The 16,884-nt window shown below is 62.6% G+C and carries 12 protein-coding genes; 3 read left to right on the top strand and 9 right to left on the bottom strand.

Going from position 1 to position 16,884, the window contains the following annotated elements; all coding sequences use genetic code 11:
• Positions 1-54: 54 nt before the first annotated feature.
• The 6 genes from uvrC to ACWA13_RS08655 form a co-directional block, all read right to left on the bottom strand.
• On the bottom strand, positions 55-2,052 hold the full coding sequence (uvrC, locus tag ACWA13_RS08680; protein WP_463937716.1) for an excinuclease ABC subunit UvrC: 1,998 nt from the start codon (positions 2,050-2,052) through the stop codon (positions 55-57).
• 40 nt (positions 2,053-2,092) lie between these two features.
• Positions 2,093-2,761: a lysophospholipid acyltransferase family protein gene (locus ACWA13_RS08675; protein ID WP_463937715.1), complete on the bottom strand. Its 669-nt coding sequence runs from the start codon at positions 2,759-2,761 to the stop codon at positions 2,093-2,095.
• A complete protein-coding gene (locus tag ACWA13_RS08670; protein ID WP_463937714.1) occupies positions 2,748-3,458 on the bottom strand; it encodes an HAD hydrolase-like protein in 711 nt (236 codons plus the stop codon). Before ACWA13_RS08670 ends, ACWA13_RS08675 begins: the two co-directional genes overlap by 14 nt.
• 79 nt (positions 3,459-3,537) lie before the next feature.
• Entirely contained in the window at positions 3,538-6,465 is a 2,928-nt protein-coding gene (gene uvrA, locus ACWA13_RS08665; RefSeq protein ID WP_463937713.1) for an excinuclease ABC subunit UvrA, read from the bottom strand.
• Positions 6,466-6,522: 57 nt separating this feature from the next.
• Positions 6,523-6,903, bottom strand: a complete 381-nt coding sequence (locus ACWA13_RS08660; protein WP_463937712.1) for a GntR family transcriptional regulator — start codon at positions 6,901-6,903, stop codon at positions 6,523-6,525.
• Between the two features lie 3 nt (positions 6,904-6,906).
• The gene (locus tag ACWA13_RS08655) at positions 6,907-7,686 is read right to left on the bottom strand and encodes a trans-aconitate 2-methyltransferase (RefSeq protein WP_463937711.1); all 780 of its coding nucleotides are present in this window, start codon (positions 7,684-7,686) and stop codon (positions 6,907-6,909) included.
• A gap of 98 nt (positions 7,687-7,784) precedes the next feature.
• Between ACWA13_RS08655 and ACWA13_RS08650 the strand changes: the two genes are divergently transcribed.
• From ACWA13_RS08650 to ACWA13_RS08640, 3 genes are all read left to right on the top strand, one after another.
• Complete coding sequence (locus tag ACWA13_RS08650; RefSeq protein ID WP_463937710.1) at positions 7,785-10,310, top strand: DEAD/DEAH box helicase; 2,526 nt, start codon at positions 7,785-7,787, stop codon at positions 10,308-10,310.
• 22 nt (positions 10,311-10,332) lie between these two features.
• Positions 10,333-10,833 carry an N-acetyltransferase family protein gene (locus tag ACWA13_RS08645; RefSeq protein WP_463937709.1) on the top strand — a complete coding sequence of 167 codons (501 nt, stop codon included), beginning with the start codon at positions 10,333-10,335 and terminating at the stop codon, positions 10,831-10,833.
• Between the two features lie 73 nt (positions 10,834-10,906).
• Positions 10,907-12,214 carry an alpha/beta fold hydrolase gene (locus ACWA13_RS08640; RefSeq protein ID WP_463937891.1) on the top strand — a complete coding sequence of 436 codons (1,308 nt, stop codon included), beginning with the start codon at positions 10,907-10,909 and terminating at the stop codon, positions 12,212-12,214.
• On the opposite strand, the gene ACWA13_RS08635 is transcribed toward ACWA13_RS08640, so the two are convergent.
• From ACWA13_RS08635 to uvrB, 3 genes are all read right to left on the bottom strand, one after another.
• A complete protein-coding gene (locus ACWA13_RS08635; protein ID WP_463937708.1) occupies positions 12,200-13,543 on the bottom strand; it encodes an MFS transporter in 1,344 nt (447 codons plus the stop codon). The two genes, ACWA13_RS08640 and ACWA13_RS08635, sit on opposite strands and share 15 nt — an antisense overlap.
• A gap of 21 nt (positions 13,544-13,564) precedes the next feature.
• A complete protein-coding gene (locus ACWA13_RS08630) occupies positions 13,565-14,593 on the bottom strand; it encodes a TerC family protein (protein WP_463937707.1) in 1,029 nt (342 codons plus the stop codon).
• A gap of 166 nt (positions 14,594-14,759) precedes the next feature.
• Positions 14,760-16,856, bottom strand: coding sequence for an excinuclease ABC subunit UvrB (uvrB, locus tag ACWA13_RS08625; RefSeq protein ID WP_463937706.1), 2,097 nt, complete (start codon positions 16,854-16,856; stop codon positions 14,760-14,762).
• Positions 16,857-16,884: the final 28 nt, after the last annotated feature.

Below are 16,884 nucleotides of genomic sequence, written 5' to 3'. Positions count from 1 at the left end.
TGCGATACCAACAAGCCCGGGCGCGAGCTGCGCCTGACCCGTTCCTTACCCTAGCTAAGATTCAATGATTTCGCCGGTGGTCATGTTGACGGCGGGAGCCGGTTCCAGCTGGTCACCCGAAAGATGACCGGCTATGGCAGCGGCAAGCGAAGGTCCAATGCCCCGGACCCGGGTCAGCTCTTCCACCGGCGCTGCCTTGATGGCTTTGACAGAACCAAAATGCTCCAGCAGGACCTTCCGTTTGGAGGTGCCAAGGCCCGGTACTCCATCGAGGACTGAAACGGTCATGGCCTTGCCGCGCTTCTGGCGGTGGAAAGAGATGGCGAAACGGTGGGCTTCATCCCGGATGCGCTGCAACAGGTACAGGCCCTGGGAGCTCCTCGGCAGGATCACCGGGAAGTCGCTGTCCGGCAGCCATACTTCCTCGAGCCGTTTGGCAAGGCCCACTACATAGACGTCGTCAATTCCCAATTCAGCCAGCGCCCGCGCCGCGGCATTAACCTGGGGCTTTCCGCCGTCGACCACTACCAGGTTTGGCGGATAGGCGAACTTTGCCCGCGGCGCAGGGGTGGTCGAGTCAAGGACAGCACCGGCGCCATCAGTATTGCCGGCTGATCCAACGGAAGCATCGAGGGCATCCTGTTTGTCGTTTTTGTCCTGCAGATAATGCCGGAAGCGGCGCGTCAGCACATCGTGCATCGCCGCAGTATCGTCCGCAGCAGCAGGCCCGGTAACTGAGAACTTCCGGTAGTCAGACTTTTTCGGCAGGCCGTCCTCCACTACGACCATCGAGGCCACAACGTTGGTTCCCTGAACATGGGAAATATCGAAGCATTCGATCCGAAGCAGGGCTACCGGCAGGTCCAACGCATCCTGCAACTCCTGCAGGGCCTGCGAGCGGACCGTGAGGTCGCCGGCGCGGCGTGTCTTGTGAAGCTTGAGGGCATGCTCGGCATTATCGCGCACAGTGCCGAGCAGGGCGGCTTTGTCGCCCCGCTGAGGCACACGCACATCCACCCGGGCGCCACGCAGGCCACCGAGCCACACGCCCAGCTCGGCGCTGTTGCTGGGCATCACCGGTACCAGCACCTCCCGCGGCAACCTGCCGTGCTTCCCATCGTCCTCGCCATAGACCTGCTGCAGCAGATGTTCGACGAGGTCCGGCGTCGTGGAGTCCTCAACCTTCTCCACCACCCAGCCGCGCTGTCCGCGCACGCGACCGCCACGGACATGGAACACCTGGACGGCCGCCTCGAGATCGTCCTCGTGGAGGGCGAAGATGTCGGCGTCGGTATCCTCGGCAAGCACGACTGCGTTGCGTTCAAAAACCTTGCGCAGGGCGCTGATGTCATCGCGGATCCGGGCTGCCCGCTCATAATCGAGTTCAGCCACTGCAGCAGCCATGTCTTTTTCCAGGCGCGAAATGAAGCGCGTAGCCTCACCGCCCATGAACGCGCAGAAATCCTCTGCCAGTGCGCGGTGGTCTTCCGGAGAGATCCGTCCCACGCATGGCGCGGCGCATTTGTCGATGTACCCCAGGAGGCAGGGCCTGCCACTGGCTTCTGCCCGACGGAATACACCGGCGCTGCAGCTCCGGACAGGGAAGACCCGCAGGAGTGTGTCCATCGTTTCCCGGATGGCCCCGGCGGTGTAGGGGCCGAAGTACCGGGTGCCCTTGCGGCGGTCACCACGCATGACCTGGACGCGCGGGAACTTTTCACCCATGGTCAGCGCAAGGTAGGGGTAGGTTTTGTCGTCCCGGAACACCACATTGAACCGTGGCTTGAATTCCTTGATCCACGTAAACTCAAGCTGCAGGGACTCAAGTTCGCTGCCCACCACAGTCCACTCGACGCTGCTCGCAGCGTGCACCATCGCATGCGTCTTGGCCAACAGGCCGGCAGGGTTGGCAAAGTAGCTGTTCAGCCGGGAACGAAGGTTCTTGGCCTTACCGACGTAGATGACCCGTCCCTGGGCATCACGGAACCGGTAAACCCCGGGATTGGTTGGGATCTCGCCCGGCTGGGGGCGGTAACTAGCTGGGTCTGCCACGGTTCCAGTCTACTGAGGGCATGCCGGTGCGCCGGACCGGTCAGTCAATCGTCTTGCTCTGGTTATAGCTGGTGGACCGTTCCTGGCCCGTCAGCTCGGCGATCGCGTCCATGATCGTGTCCGTAACCGCGCGGCGCGCCGGCAGCGAGTGATCAGGACCCGTCTTGTCGAAATAGAGCGGCTCTCCGACTTTCATCAGGAAGTGCTGGGGTTTGACAGAGTTTTGGTCCGCAGGCTGCAGGTTCTCCGTGCCAATCAGGCCAACCGGAATGACGGGGGCGCCCGTGGTCAGGGCGAGCCAGCCCACGCCGGTCCGGCCGCGGTAGAGGATGCCGTCCCTGGACCGCGTGCCTTCCGGGTAAATGCCTATCCCCTTGCCTGCCTCCAGGATGTCCAGGAGTGATCTCAGCGCCTGGACGCTGGCGGCCTGCTCGCCGCGCTCAACCGGAATGGAACCAACGCCCTCGAAGAAGGACTTCATCACGCGGCCTTTGACGCCACCAGTGGTGAAGTATTCGGCTTTCGCAAAGAATGCCACCGGTCGCGGCATCAGGGCCTGCACAATGACGCTGTCCAGGAAGGAAAGGTGGTTGGGTGCCACGATGAACGGCCCATCCTTGGGCACGTTCTCCAGGCCGACGACGGTAGGCCGGCAGGTTGTGGAAATCAGCCCCCGCGTGGTCCAGCGGATTGCATCAAACAGCGCCATTGGTCTCCTTCTGAACGGCAATCGCAGCGGGGCCGGTGAGGCTGGCAACGGCTGGGAGCACTTCGGATGGCAGGTCCACGGTGACAACAGCGCCCGCGGCCTCAAGCTCCCCAACGGCCGCGAAACCCCAACGGACGCCAATGCAGTCGATCCCGTTGGCCAGCGCGCCCGCGACGTCCTGTGCCCGGTCCCCCACCATGACAGCTTCTGCAGTCGAAAGATTCGCCAGCGCGCTGGCGATAATCTCCTTCTTGCCCAGATGGGCGCCAGTCAACGTTTCGTCGTCAGCCGAACCATGGATGCAGCTGAAGTAGCGGTTCAGCCCGTGATATTCCAGGACGACATGAGCCAGGCCCTGGGGTTTTTGGGTTGCGACGGCCAGGGGATGTCCGGCCGCCAGCAGATTCTCCAGCAGTTCCCTGACGCCCGGGTAGACGGTTCCCTGTCCGATACCGGATGACCGGTAGTACGCGCGGTAGAGCGCTATGGTTTGGTCCAGCAGGTGAGCTGGAACTCCGGCAATGTTCAGGAGGGCGTCACTAAGCTTCGGCCCGATCATGGACTGAAGGGCGGCCGGTCCGGGCACGGGCAGGCCCACAGCAACAAGTGCAGTGGCGATTCCGTCCTGGATTCCTCCCGCTGGATCGACAAGAGTGCCGTCTAGGTCGAAAATCACGGGCACTGTTGAGGAAGTCACCGGCTTAGTTTCTCATGAGAGCACTCATGCCGGAAACTCGCATTCCCGGAAAGGAATACTTCCCGCCAGGATGCGGTCCTCAGTGCAACAGTTCAGCCAGGAAGGCGGCAGTGTGGCTCTCTGTTGACTTGGCCAGCTGTTCCGGTGTGCCTGTTGCCACAACGCGGCCACCGCCGGAACCACCGTCAGGGCCGAGGTCCACGATCCAGTCAGCGCTCTTGATGACGTCCAGGTTGTGCTCAATGGTAATGACTGTGTTGCCTTTGTCCACCAGGCCTTGCAGAACCATCAGGAGCTTCCGGATGTCCTCGAAATGCAGTCCCGTGGTGGGTTCATCCAGAACGTACACGCTGCGGCCGTTGGACCGTTTCTGCAGTTCTGCCGCCAGCTTGACGCGCTGAGCCTCCCCGCCGGACAGCGTCGTGGCAGGCTGACCCAGGCGGACGTAGCCCAGACCGACGTCCACCAGCGTGTTAAGGTGCCGGGCAATGGGCGAGAAGGCGGCAAAGAATTCCGCGCCTTCCTCGATAGGCATGTTCAGCACATCTGCGATGGTTTTGCCCTTGTAGTGGACCTCAAGGGTTTCCCTGTTGTAGCGGGCACCGTGGCAGACCTCGCAGGGCACGTAGACGTCAGGCAGGAAGTTCATTTCGATCTTGAGCGTGCCGTCTCCCGAGCACGCCTCGCAGCGGCCACCCTTAACGTTGAACGAGAAGCGGCCGGGCAGGTACCCGCGGACCTTGGCTTCCGTGGTCTCCGCGAAGAGCTTCCGGATATTGTCAAAAACGCCCGTGTAAGTGGCCGGGTTGGACCGCGGCGTGCGTCCGATGGGGCTTTGATCCACGTGCACCACCTTGTCCAGGTGCTCCAGCCCTTGAACGGTCTTGTGCCGTCCCGCCACCTGCTTGGCACCGTTGAGCTTATTGGCCAGGACTTTGTAGAGGATCTCGTTGACCAAGGTGGATTTACCTGAGCCGCTGACACCAGTTACGGCAGTGAAGAGGCCGAGCGGGAAGGACGCCTCAACATTCAGCAGGTTGTTCTCGCGGGCTCCGACTACCTTGAGTTCGCGTTTTTTGTCGTACTTGCGCCGCTTGGCGGGAACCTCGATCTTTCGGCGGCCGGAGAGATAATCGCCGGTCATCGACTCCTCGTTTGCCAGGAGTTCCTTGTAGGTTCCCGAGTGAACCACCTTGCCTCCGTGCTCGCCCGCTCCAGGCCCGATATCCACCACCCAGTCGGATGCCTGGATGGTGTCTTCATCGTGTTCCACCACAATGAGGGTGTTGCCGAGGTCCCGCAGACGGGTCAGGGTGTCGATCAGCCGGCGGTTGTCCCGCTGGTGCAGGCCGATGGAGGGCTCGTCCAGGACATACAGCACGCCCACCAGGCCCGAACCGATCTGGGTTGCCAGGCGGATCCGCTGGGCTTCTCCACCGGAGAGGGTGCCGGCCGGGCGTTCCAGGTTCAGGTATTCAAGGCCCACGTCCAGCAGGAAGGTCAGCCGGGCCTGGATCTCCTTAAGGACCTGGTGCGCAATCTGGGCTTCGCGGCCGGTCAACACCAGTTCGTTGAGGAACTCCGCGCACTGGCGCAGCGGTAGCGCGGCAACGTGGGCAATCGATTTGCCGTTGATCAGGACGGACAACGAGGCCGGATTCAACCGGGCACCGTTACAGGCCGGGCACGGAATCTGGCGCATGTATTCCTCGTACCGGTCGCGGGCCCATTCCGAATCGGTTTCACCGTGCTTGCGGTGCACATACTGGATAGCGCCTTCGAAACCGGTGCTGTACTTACGTTCGCGTCCAAAGCGGTTTTTGTACTGGACGACCACTTTGTGGTCCTTGCCGTGCAGCACAGTCTGGCGGATGTCTGAGCCCAGGTCCTGCCACGGGGTATCCATGGAAAAGCGGAGTTCCTTGGCGAGGCCCTCAAGGAGCCTGTTCCAGTATTCGGTGGTGGCGGTACCAAGGGACCATGGAGCGATGGCGCCTTCGGCCAGCGAGAGCTCGGGGTTGGGGATGATCAGTTCCTCATCCACCTCCAGGCGGGTGCCGATGCCACTGCAGACAGCGCAGGCGCCGAACGGGTTGTTGAACGAGAAAGACCGTGGCTCAATTTCATCAATGGCCAGCGGGTGTTCGTTGGGGCAGGCAAGGTGCTCGGAGAAGGCCCGCAGCCGGGCGGGATCCTTTGCTTCGACGTCAACGAACTCGGCCAGGACGCGCCCCTCGGCCAGGCCCAGCGCAGTCTCCACCGAGTCCGTCAGCCGCTGGCTGATCCCCTCCTTGACCACCAGCCGGTCCACTACCACCTCGATGGTGTGCTTGTACTGCTTGCCCAGCTTGGGCGGTTCGCTGAGCTGGACCAGTTCGCCGTCCACCCTGGCACGTGAATAGCCCTTTGCGGTGAGTTCCTTGAACAGGTCAACGAACTCCCCCTTCCGGCCGCGGACAACAGGGGCCAGAATCTGGAAGCGGGTGCCTTCCTCCAGTTCAAGGAGCTGGTCCACAATCTGCTGCGGCGTTTGCTTGGTGACCGGCTCCCCGCAGACAGGGCAATGCGGGCGGCCCACACGGGCCCAGAGCAGGCGCAGGTAGTCGTAAATCTCCGTAATGGTGCCCACCGTGGAACGGGGGTTCTTGCTGGTGGACTTCTGGTCAATGGAGACCGCCGGCGAAAGGCCTTCGATGAAGTCGACGTCCGGCTTGTCCACCTGGCCCAGGAACTGCCGGGCGTAGGCGGACAGCGACTCGACGTAGCGGCGCTGGCCTTCGGCAAAGATGGTGTCGAACGCCAGCGATGACTTTCCGGAACCTGACAATCCTGTGAAGACGATCATCGCGTCCCGCGGCAGATCCAGGTCCACATTGCGCAGGTTATGCTCCCGGGCACCCTTAACCACCAGACGCGTGAGGTCAGGGCGATGGGAGGCTGCATTCAGGGTGGACCCGTTGCCGGGCATGGCTTCGACTGCTGTTTCTTCAGCTACGGCTTTAGGCACGAACCAATGCTAATCGAAAACTTCTTCGAATTTCTATTGACTGGATCACATCCGCCGTTACCCGGCGTCGTAGGCAGCCGCGAGCAACTGCACTGCTTCCGCGAAGGAAACCCCCTGCTCCCGTGCAGCCGCCGCGTACCGCGCCGCAGCCTCAGCTAAAGCCACCCGGCGGTTGTCACGGGCAGTGATCAGGGTCCCATTGCGCCCTTGGGTTGCCACTACCCCGGCCAGTTCCAGTTCCTTGTATGCCCTCGCCACAGTATGGGGCGCTACGCCAAGCTGAGTGGCAAGGCTGCGAACGGCAGGCAGCTTTGCCCCGGCCGGCAGCGTACCGTCGTCGGCCAGCTGGATGATCCGCAACCGCAGCTGCTCGAAAAGCGGGACGCTGCTGCCGGTATTCGGTGCCCAGGTCCCCGGGAACGGACCGACGCCAGACACAGCTCAGCCGGCTTTCCGGGCGACGGCGAAGATCCGGCGGAACGGGAAGACGGTCCCGTGGACCGTGGGCGGATAAGCCTCAGCCACCAGCCGGGCATACTCGTGTTCAAATTCCCTTCCCTCCTCGGGCGTCAGCGCGGCCAGCACCGGGCGCAGGGCCGTGCCCCGAACCCACTCGAGGACAGGGCTCTCCCCCGTCAGGACCTGCTGGTAGCTGGTTTCCCAAGCATCGGCCGAGCACCCGGCGTCGAGCATGATTTCAAGGTATTCGGCAGGTTCGGCCACAACGTCCTCATGCCGGAGCACGCCCTGGAGCTTGGCGGCCCACCGCTGTGACGCGGCGACTTCGCGCATCAATGCGTGTGAGGGAGCACCGAAGTTTCCCGGGACCTGCATGGCGAACCACCCTCCCGGCCGCAAAGCCTCCAGCCACTTGGGCAGCAGGTCCGTATGGCCGGGCACCCACTGAAGTGCAGCGTTGGTAACCACTACGTCAGTTTCCTGATCCGGCAGCCACGCGCCGGCGTCGGCCAGTTCAAACGCCAGCCGGGGGTTTGCGCCGGCGTGATTGGCCGCCTGGGCAAGCATCTCGGGTGAGGAGTCAAGGCCCACTACCCGGGCCGAAGGCCAGCGCTCGGCAAGGGTGGCCGTGAGGTTGCCCGGCCCGCAGCCGAGGTCTACGACCTTGCTGGGATCGGTGGCGTGGATCCGCGCAGTGAGATCAAAGAACGGCCGGTTCCGGTGGTCGCCGAACTGAACGTACTTAGTGGGATCCCATTTCACTGCCTGCTCCTTGGCCTCGGGTAATTAATCGCTATCCGGAGCTTAACCCGCTGCCGGCCCGCCGTGCTGTACCAACAGGGGCACTAAGCTGGAAATCAATGAATCTTGTTGACCAGCTCCCTTCCGCAGCCGCTGCTGACCCCGATGTGCTTTATTCCAGCTTTTTGGACTGGACGTTGTCACGGGGTATCGACCTGTACCCGGCCCAGGATGAAGCAATTATGGAACTGGCCACCGGAGCGAATGTCATCCTGGCCACGCCCACCGGATCGGGAAAATCGCTCGTGGCGATCGCGGCGCACTTCCAGGCCATGGCACGGGGCCAGCGCAGCTACTACACGGCACCCATCAAGGCGCTCGTCTCGGAGAAGTTCTTTGCCCTGTGTGAAATCTTCGGGGCCTCCAACGTGGGCATGATCACGGGGGATTCCGGGGTGAACCAGGACGCGCCGATCATCTGTTGCACGGCAGAGATTCTGGCTAACATCGCGCTGCGTGAAGGAGCTGCAGCGGAACTCGGCGCCGTCATCATGGACGAGTTCCACTTCTATTCGGATCCGCAACGTGGCTGGGCATGGCAGGTGCCGCTGCTGGAACTCCCGCAGGCCCAGTTCCTCCTGATGTCCGCAACGCTGGGCGATGTGAGCAGGTTTGAAAAGGGCCTTACCGAACTGACCGGGCGTCCCAGCAGCACCGTCAGCTCGGTGGAGCGTCCCATTCCGCTGCATTACTACTACCAGCAGACTCCCGTCCACGAAACGCTTGAAGAGCTGCTGAGTACCCGGCAGGTCCCTGTCTACGTGGTGCACTTCAGCCAGATAGAAGCTATTGACCGTGCACAGACCCTGATGAGCATCAACGTTTGTACACGCGAGGAGAAGGACAAGATCGCCGAGTTGATCGCCAACTTCCGCTTCGCGGCCGGTTTCGGCAAGACGCTCAACCGCCTGGTGCGGCACGGAATCGGCGTGCACCACGCCGGCATGCTGCCCAAGTACCGCAGGCTGGTGGAGCAGCTGGCACAAGCCGGACTGCTGAAAGTCATCTGCGGAACGGACACGCTGGGCGTCGGCATCAATGTTCCCATCCGTACTGTCCTGCTCACCGCGCTGAGCAAGTACGACGGCGTCCGCACCCGGCTGCTGAACTCCCGTGAGTTCCACCAGATTGCCGGACGGGCCGGACGGGCCGGTTACGACACCGCCGGGACAGTGGTGGTGCAGGCTCCCGAGCATGTGATCGAGAACGTCAAGGCGATGGCGAAGGCCACGGCCAAGTTTGGTGACGACCAGAAGAAGCTCCGCCAGGTAGTCAAAAAGAAGCCGCCAGAGGGTTTCGTCTCATGGGGTGAACCCACCTTCAAGAGGCTGGTCGAATCGGTGCCGGATCCCTTGACGTCCAGTTTTACCGTGACCCATTCCATGCTGATGAACCTGATGGAACGTCCCGGCGACCCCTTTACGGCCGCCCGACGGCTGCTGACGGAGAACCACGAGTCGCGGCCTGCGCAGCTGCGGCTCATGAAAAAGGCGCTGGGCATTTACCGTGAGCTGCTGGCCGCTGAAGTCGTGGAGCGTATACCGCCGGAACAGCAGGGACCGGACGGGCGGACAGTCCGGCTCACCGTCCACCTGCAGGCTAACTTCGCCTTGAACCAACCGCTGTCGCCCTTCGCTCTTGCCGCCCTCGAGCTGCTGGACCCGGAGTCGCCGTCGTATGCGTTGGACGTGGTGTCTGTGATCGAGTCCACGCTGGAGAAACCGCGCCAGATCCTGTCCGCCCAGCTCAAGAAGGCCCGCGGGGAGGCAGTGGCCGCGATGAAGTCCGAAGGCATCGAGTACGACCAGCGAATGGCTCTCTTGGACGAGGTCAGCTACCCGCAGCCGCTGGCGGAGATGCTGGGCGAAGCGTTCGAGGTCTACCGCCGCGCCGCGCCATGGATTGGCGACTTTGAGCTGGCCCCGAAGTCGATTGTGCGCGATATGTACCAGCGCGCCATGAACTTCGGCGAGTTCGTCCAGTTCTACAGCCTGGCCCGATCGGAGGGCATCGTGCTCCGGTACCTCGCGGACTGCTTCAAGGCCCTCCGCCAGACGGTGCCGCAGGACATGCTGCGCGAAGACCTGGAAGACCTCATCGCCTGGCTGGGCGAACTGGTCCGCCAAGTGGACTCCAGCCTCCTGGACGAATGGGAGGAGCTGACCTCCGGCGCGGCACCCACCCCGCACGACGCACCGCCGCCGCCCCCGCCGTCGCTGACGTCGAACACCCGGGCGTTCCGCGTGATGGTCCGCAACGAGATGTTCCGCAGGGTGGAGCTTTTCGCGGACGAGGACGCAGCGGCTCTGGGAGAGCTCGACGGCGGCTCCGGCTGGGACGCCGGGCGCTGGGAGGACGCCCTGGACGACTATTTCGATGAACACGACGACATCGGCACGGGCCCCGATGCGCGCGGGCCGGGCCTGCTCATCATCACGGAGGAGCCGGGCCTATGGAAGGTGCGGCAGATTTTTGAAGACCCGGCCGGGAATCACGACTGGGGTATTTCCGCGGAAGTGGACCTGGCGGAGTGTGACGAAACTGGAACCGCGGTGGTCCGGGTGATCGACGTCAACAGGCTCTAGGAGCCCTAGTAAGCTTTTCATCATGAGTGTAATCCGCCCGGCAACCGTAGAAGACGTGCCCGCAATCCTGTCGATGATCCACGATCTGGCCGCCTACGAGAAGGAACCGGACGCTGTCCGGAACACCCCCGAAATGCTCACCGAAGTCCTCTTCGGCGACAACCCGCGCGTCTACGCAACCATGGCAGAAAACGCGGCCGGGGAAGTCCAGGGCTTCGCGCTGTGGTTCCTGAACTATTCGACGTGGGAGGGAGTCCACGGTATTTACCTGGAGGACCTCTACGTCACCCCTGAATCCCGCGGCGAAGGGCATGGAACGGCGCTGCTGGAATATCTGGCCGCGACCGCCGTCGAACGTGGGTACGCCCGCGTTGAGTGGAGCGTCCTGGACTGGAATGAACCCTCCATCAACTTCTACAGGAACCTCGGTGCCTGTCCCTTGGATGGCTGGTCAACTTTCCGGCTCACCGGTGAAGCACTGCAGCAGGTCGGCAGCCGCGCAACGGTTGACACCCGTGCCTGAGCAGTCCCCCGGACCGGGCGGTACCGTTGAAAGTGCCAAACGGCCGGGCCCTCCGGCCGGCGCAGACCATGAGGTGCGCGCCCGCCATGAATTCCGCGGGCTCCGAACGGCCGAGCACTATTTCACGGTTCCACTGGATCACTTCAGCAGATCCGACGCGGGAGCCGATTCCGAAACCATCACCGTCTTTGCCCGTGAATACGTATCCAGCAGCCACACGCCCGCAGAAGCCGGGCAACTCCCCTGGCTCCTGTACCTGCAGGGCGGCCCGGGAGGTCGCGGCAACCGCCTCACCTCCTTGGCTGGTTGGGCGAAGGCCGCGGCAAAGCACTTCAGGATCCTGATGCTGGACCAGCGCGGCACCGGACTCTCCACACCTGCGGACCGCAACACCCTTCCCCTGCGGGGTGACGATGCCGCGCAGGCGGCCTATCTGGAGCATTTCCGCGCCGACTCCATCGTGGCCGATGCCGAACTCATCAGGACGGTCCTGGGTTCCGGTCCCTGGAGCATCTACGGCCAGAGCTATGGCGGATTCTGCGCGCTAAGCTACTTGTCCTTCGCCCCGGAGGGACTGCGCGAGGTGCTGATCACCGGTGGACTGGCGCCCCTCAAGGGATCCGCTGACCAGGTGTACCGGGCAACGTTCGCCCGGGTTGAAGCCCGGAACGCGGAATATTTTGCCCGCTACCCCCAGGACCGCGCCATGGTGAACCGGATCGCCGCTCATCTGCAGGAGACACCCGAATACCTGCCCGACGGCGGCAGGCTCACCGTGGAGCGTTTCCAAATGGTGGGCGCTTTCCTGGGCGGCAATACCAGGATGGATGCCCTGCATTATCTCCTGGAGGACGCTTTTACGCCGGCGCCCGGCGGCGAACGGCTCAGTGATACTTTCCTGGAACAGGTCTACGGCTTGGTTTCCCGGGCAGCGAACCCGCTCTACGCCCTGATGCATGAATCAATCTACGGCCAGGGACAGGCCACGTCCTGGGCCGCCTGGCGGATTCTGGAGGAATTTCCGCAGTTCTCACCAGATGCGCCAGAGACACTGCTCACCGGAGAGATGATCTACCCCTGGTACTTCGAGCAGGATCCCGCACTGCGCCCGCTGCAAGGCGTGGCAGAACTCCTGGCGGCAAAAGACGACTGGCGGCAGCTCTACGATCTGGAGCAGCTTGCCGCCAACGAGGTCCCGGTGGCCGCCGCCGTCTACACGGAGGACATCTATGTGGACCGCGACATCTCACTGGCCACGGCCGGCTCTATAAGCGGACTGAAGATCTGGGAGACAGCGGACTTCCACCACGACGGAATTGCCGATGACGGCGAGGCGATCTTCGGCCGGCTCCTCGGCATGGCGAGGTCAGCTGCCAGTTGAGGCGGGAGCTGCCTGCCCTGTCCTGAAGGCCACCGAAAGGACGACAGCAATTATGGTGCCGGCGATGGCCAGGGCAACCATATTCAGCCCCTGGTATCCAATCCAGCTCAGTACCAGGCCTGCGCAGCCGGCTCCGACGGCGCCGGCACCGCTCATCAAAGTGTCTGAGACGCCCTGGACAAGCACCTTGTCCCCCTCGCTGACGCTCTCTGCGAGGAGGGTTGATCCTGCGATGGTTGCTGCCGACCAGCCCAAGCCAAGCAGCACCAGGCCTACTGTGACCAATGCCGGTGTGGCAGCTCCGAATCCCGCACAAGCCGTTGCTGCAAGGATGAGCCCCTGACCCAGCAAGATGGTAGGGATGCGGCCTGCGCGGTCCGTCAGCCAGCCCATCACCGGCGATAGCGCATACATTCCGGCAATATGCAGCGAGATAGTAAATCCGATCAGGGCGAAGGTATCCGTCCCGGCTCCAGCGGACTGGTCATGGCCGCCCCCTACGCCGTGCTCGCCAAGAATCTGCAGGTGCAGCGGCGTCATGGACATCACGGCAGCCATGCAGGCATGCGCCGTGACGACGGCAATCAGGGCCAGTTTGGCCTTGGGCGATTCCCGGATGGCCCGCACGCCGTTCCGCAGTGACTGGCGTTTGGCTACGGGCGGGCCGGAGCCGGCCGCGGCGAGCTTCTCGTTACGCAGCATGGCGGCATAAAGCAGCGGATCGGGGCGCAGCCCGGCCAGGATGAGCACGGCGGCGAGGAACAACCCCGCGATCGAAAAGAGGAAGGGACCGGAAATCGCCGGCAGACCCAAAGCCTCACCCACAATGGCGCCCGGCTTGATCAGGTTGGGGCCAGCCACAGCGCCAACGGTGACAGCCCACACCACTATGGCCAGCGACCTGCCACGCTGCGCCGTTTCGGCAAGATCGACGGCGGCGAAACGGGCCTGGAGATTGGCCGCCGTGGCGATTCCCAGGAGCGCGGCCCCGGCGAGCAGGAGGACAAAAGTTTCCGTGACCGTGGATGCCACCACCAGCAGGGCGCCTATCATTCCGGCGACCAGACCGGACAGAAGTCCGACCCGCCGGCCCCGGCGTCCGGCAAGTCCTGCCAAAGGCATCGCGGCAATGGCTGTTCCCAGCGTCATGACGGTGGTCACCGAGCCTGCCCAGGCATCTGAACCGGACAATTGAACGGCCAGCAGGGAGCCCACGGACAACGTGGCTCCGTTTCCGATGCCGCTCAGGAGCTGGGCGCTGCTGAGGACCAAAACAGTACGGCGCTGGACCTTTTTCAGGTCCAGCGCCGTAGCAAGAGAAGTAGTCATTCTTTGAGCATAGCCACGTGATTACTCGGTGTCGCTCATGCTCTTCTTGAGGTCCTCTTCCAAGCGGGAGTCCAGGTGTGCTTCCTTCGCCTTGGAGCTGAGGAGACTGGCGACCACCGCGATGATGATGGTGCCAACAATTACAGCCAAGGACACAAAGGTGGGGATTTCCGGTGCCCACTCGATGTGATGTCCACCGTTGATGAACGGCAGTTCGTTGACGTGCATCGCGTGCAGTACCAGCTTCACCCCGATGAAGGCCAGGATGAAGGACAGCGCGTGCTTGAGGTAAATCAACCGGTTCATCAACCCACCCAACAGGAAGTACAGCTGGCGTAGTCCCATCAGGGCGAACAGGTTCGCCGTGAAGACGATAAAGGGGCTCTGCGTCAGGCCGAAGATCGCCGGGATGGAGTCCACGGCGAAGAGCAGGTCCGTCATGCCGATGGTGATGAAGACGATCAGCATCGGGGTGAAGACCCTCTTGCCGTCCACTGTGGTGCGCAACTTGCCGCCGTCGAACTTCTCCGACATGGGAATGACCTTGCGGATCTTGGCGATCAGCGGGTTCTCGCGGTCTTCTTCGTCCTCACCCTCATCCTGGGCCTGCTTCCAGGCAGTCCAGAGCAGGAAGGCGCCGAAGATGTAGAACACCCAGCTGAACTGCTCAATCACGATGGCGCCGAGCAGGATGAAGATGCCGCGCAGGATCAGCGCAATGATGATGCCCACCATCAGCACTTCCTGCTGGTACTTACGGGGCACCGAGAACCGGGCCATGATGATGATGAAGACGAACAGGTTGTCAATGCTGAGGCTGTATTCCGTCACCCAGCCGGCGACGAACTGTCCACCGTATTCAGGGCCGGTGAAGGCAAACATGGCGCCGGCAAACACAAGCGCAAGACTGACGTAGAACGCTACCCACAGGCCGGCCTCCTTCATGGAGGGTTCGTGCGGGCGGCGCAGGACCAGGAGGAGGTCGAGCGCAAGGATAATGCCAAGGACGACAAACGAGCCGACCTCAAACCAGACGGGTAGTTCGAGCACAGGAAAATACCTTTCGCAGGGTACGGGCTAGCGGTGTAAGTCTCTCCGGCCTGCCTGTGCACTTGGTGCTGAAACGGCGGCCCGCTACGCCCGGCCTGGCAGCTGTGCCTGGCGTGTTGACGATCGTAGCGCTTGGGATACTCCCCTACGTGACGTTAACTGTAGCCTAGGCGTGCCCGGCGGCCTGCATCTGACGCAGTTCCTTCTTCAACTCGCTCACTTCGTCACGGATCCGGGCGGCAACCTCGAACTGGAGTTCGGCGGCTGCCCCGTGCATCTGTTCGGTGAGTTGTTCGATGAGGCCTACGAGGTCCTCAGCGGGCGCTGCGGCCAGGCCGTCAGCTCTGACCTTGGCCGAACCCTTGGAACTGCTTCCGCGCTTTGCGCCCTTGGCCAACCGGTTGTTGTTCAGCAGCTCCTGGGTGTCGGCGTCTTCCTTGGCCAGCTGGTCGGTAATGTCAGCAATCTTCTTCCGCAACGGCTGCGGATCGATCCCCTTTTCCGTGTTGTAGGCCACCTGGATGGCACGCCGCCGGTTGGTCTCATCGATGGCGTGCGCCATCGAGTCTGTGATGCGGTCCGCGTACATGTGAACTTGCCCGGAGACGTTTCGGGCAGCACGGCCGATGGTCTGGATCAGCGATGTGGAGGAACGCAGGAAGCCTTCCTTGTCTGCGTCCAGGATGCTCACCAGCGATACTTCGGGCAGGTCGAGGCCTTCGCGGAGCAGGTTGATGCCCACCAGGACGTCAAAGACGCCCATCCGGAGTTCGCGGAGCAGCTCGACGCGGCGCAGGGTGTCGACGTCGGAGTGCAGGTACTCAACCTTGATGCCATGGCCCAGCAAATAGTCAGTGAGGTCCTCCGCCATGCGCTTGGTGAGCGTGGTGACCAGGACGCGTTCGTTCTTTGCTGTCCGGGTCTTGATCTCACCGAGCAGATCATCGATCTGGCCTTTGGTGGGCTTGACCACCACTTCGGGATCGATCAGCCCGGTGGGCCGGATGATCTGTTGGACAAAGCCGTCTGCCTTGCCCAGTTCGTACTTGCCGGGAGTGGCCGACAAGTAGACGGTCTGACCGACGCGTTCAAGGAACTCGTCCCATTTGAGCGGGCGGTTGTCCATCGCCGAGGGCAGGCGGAAGCCGAAGTCCACAAGGTTCCGCTTACGGGACATGTCGCCTTCGTACATGGCGCCGATCTGCGGCACGGTTACGTGGGACTCGTCGATCACCAGCAGGAAGTCGTCCGGGAAGTAGTCAATCAGGCAGTGCGGTGCTGTTCCGCGGGCGCGGCCGTCAATGTGCGATGAGTAGTTCTCGATGCCGTTGCAGAATCCCATCTGCTGCATCATTTCAAGGTCATAGGTGGTGCGCATCCGAAGCCGCTGGGCTTCCACCAGTTTGTTTTGGCTTTCCAGGACCTGCAGCCGATCGGCGAGCTCATCCTCGATGCGCTTGATGGCCCGGGCCATCCGCTCGGGACCGGCCACGTAGTGCGAGGCCGGGAAGACGTACATTTCCTCTTCGTCCCGGATCACCTCGCCGGTTAGCGGATGGAGCGTATGGATGTTCTCGATCTCGTCTCCGAAGAACTCGATCCGGATGGCCAGTTCCTCGTACATCGGGATGATCTCCACGGTATCACCCCGGACACGGAACGTGCCGCGATGGAAATCCATGTCATTGCGGGCGTACTGCATGGCGACGAACTTCCGCAGCAGGGCGTCCCGGTTCATCTCAGCCCCCTTGCGGAGCGTGACCATGCCGGCGATGTACTCTTCCGGCGTGCCCAGGCCGTAGATGCAGGACACCGTAGCCACCACAATGACATCCCGGCGGGTCAGCAGGGCGTTGGTGGCGGAGTGGCGGAGCCGTTCGACTTCCTCGTTGATGGAGGAGTCCTTCTCGATGAAGGTGTCCGTCTGCGCCACGTACGCCTCAGGCTGGTAGTAGTCGTAATACGAGACAAAGTACTCCACGGCGTTGTTGGGCAGGAGTTCCCGGAATTCGTTGGCCAGTTGAGCCGCGAGGGTCTTGTTCTGGACCATCACAAGCGTAGGCCTCTGCACCTGTTCAATCAGCCAGGCGGTGGTGGCGCTCTTACCGGTACCAGTAGCACCGAGCAGGACCACGTCCTTCTCGCCGTTCCTGATCCGCTCCGTCAGCTCCCCGATCGCGGCGGGCTGGTCACCTGCCGGCTTGAACTCGCTGATGACTTCGAAGGGGGCTACAACGCGGTTAATTTCCTGCGCAAGACTCATGCTTCCAATTTACCCCCGGGCACTGACA

This window comes from Pseudarthrobacter sp. TRD_SC_9 (genome assembly GCF_055361265.1).
The sequence above is the reverse complement of the archived record's forward strand: the minus strand, read 5'-3'. Positions and strand labels throughout refer to the sequence as shown.

Excerpts from the sequence above, each read along its gene's own strand:
- ACWA13_RS08645 (WP_463937709.1), top strand. The coding sequence starts at position 10,333 with ATGAGTGTAATCCGCCCGGCAACCGTAGAAGACGTGCCCGCAATCCTG.
- ACWA13_RS08675 (WP_463937715.1), bottom strand. The coding sequence starts at position 2,761 with ATGGCGCTGTTTGATGCAATCCGCTGGACCACGCGGGGGCTGATTTCC.
- uvrB (WP_463937706.1), bottom strand. The coding sequence starts at position 16,856 with ATGAGTCTTGCGCAGGAAATTAACCGCGTTGTAGCCCCCTTCGAAGTC.
- ACWA13_RS08635 (WP_463937708.1), bottom strand. The coding sequence starts at position 13,543 with ATGACTACTTCTCTTGCTACGGCGCTGGACCTGAAAAAGGTCCAGCGC.
- ACWA13_RS08650 (WP_463937710.1), top strand. The coding sequence starts at position 7,785 with ATGAATCTTGTTGACCAGCTCCCTTCCGCAGCCGCTGCTGACCCCGAT.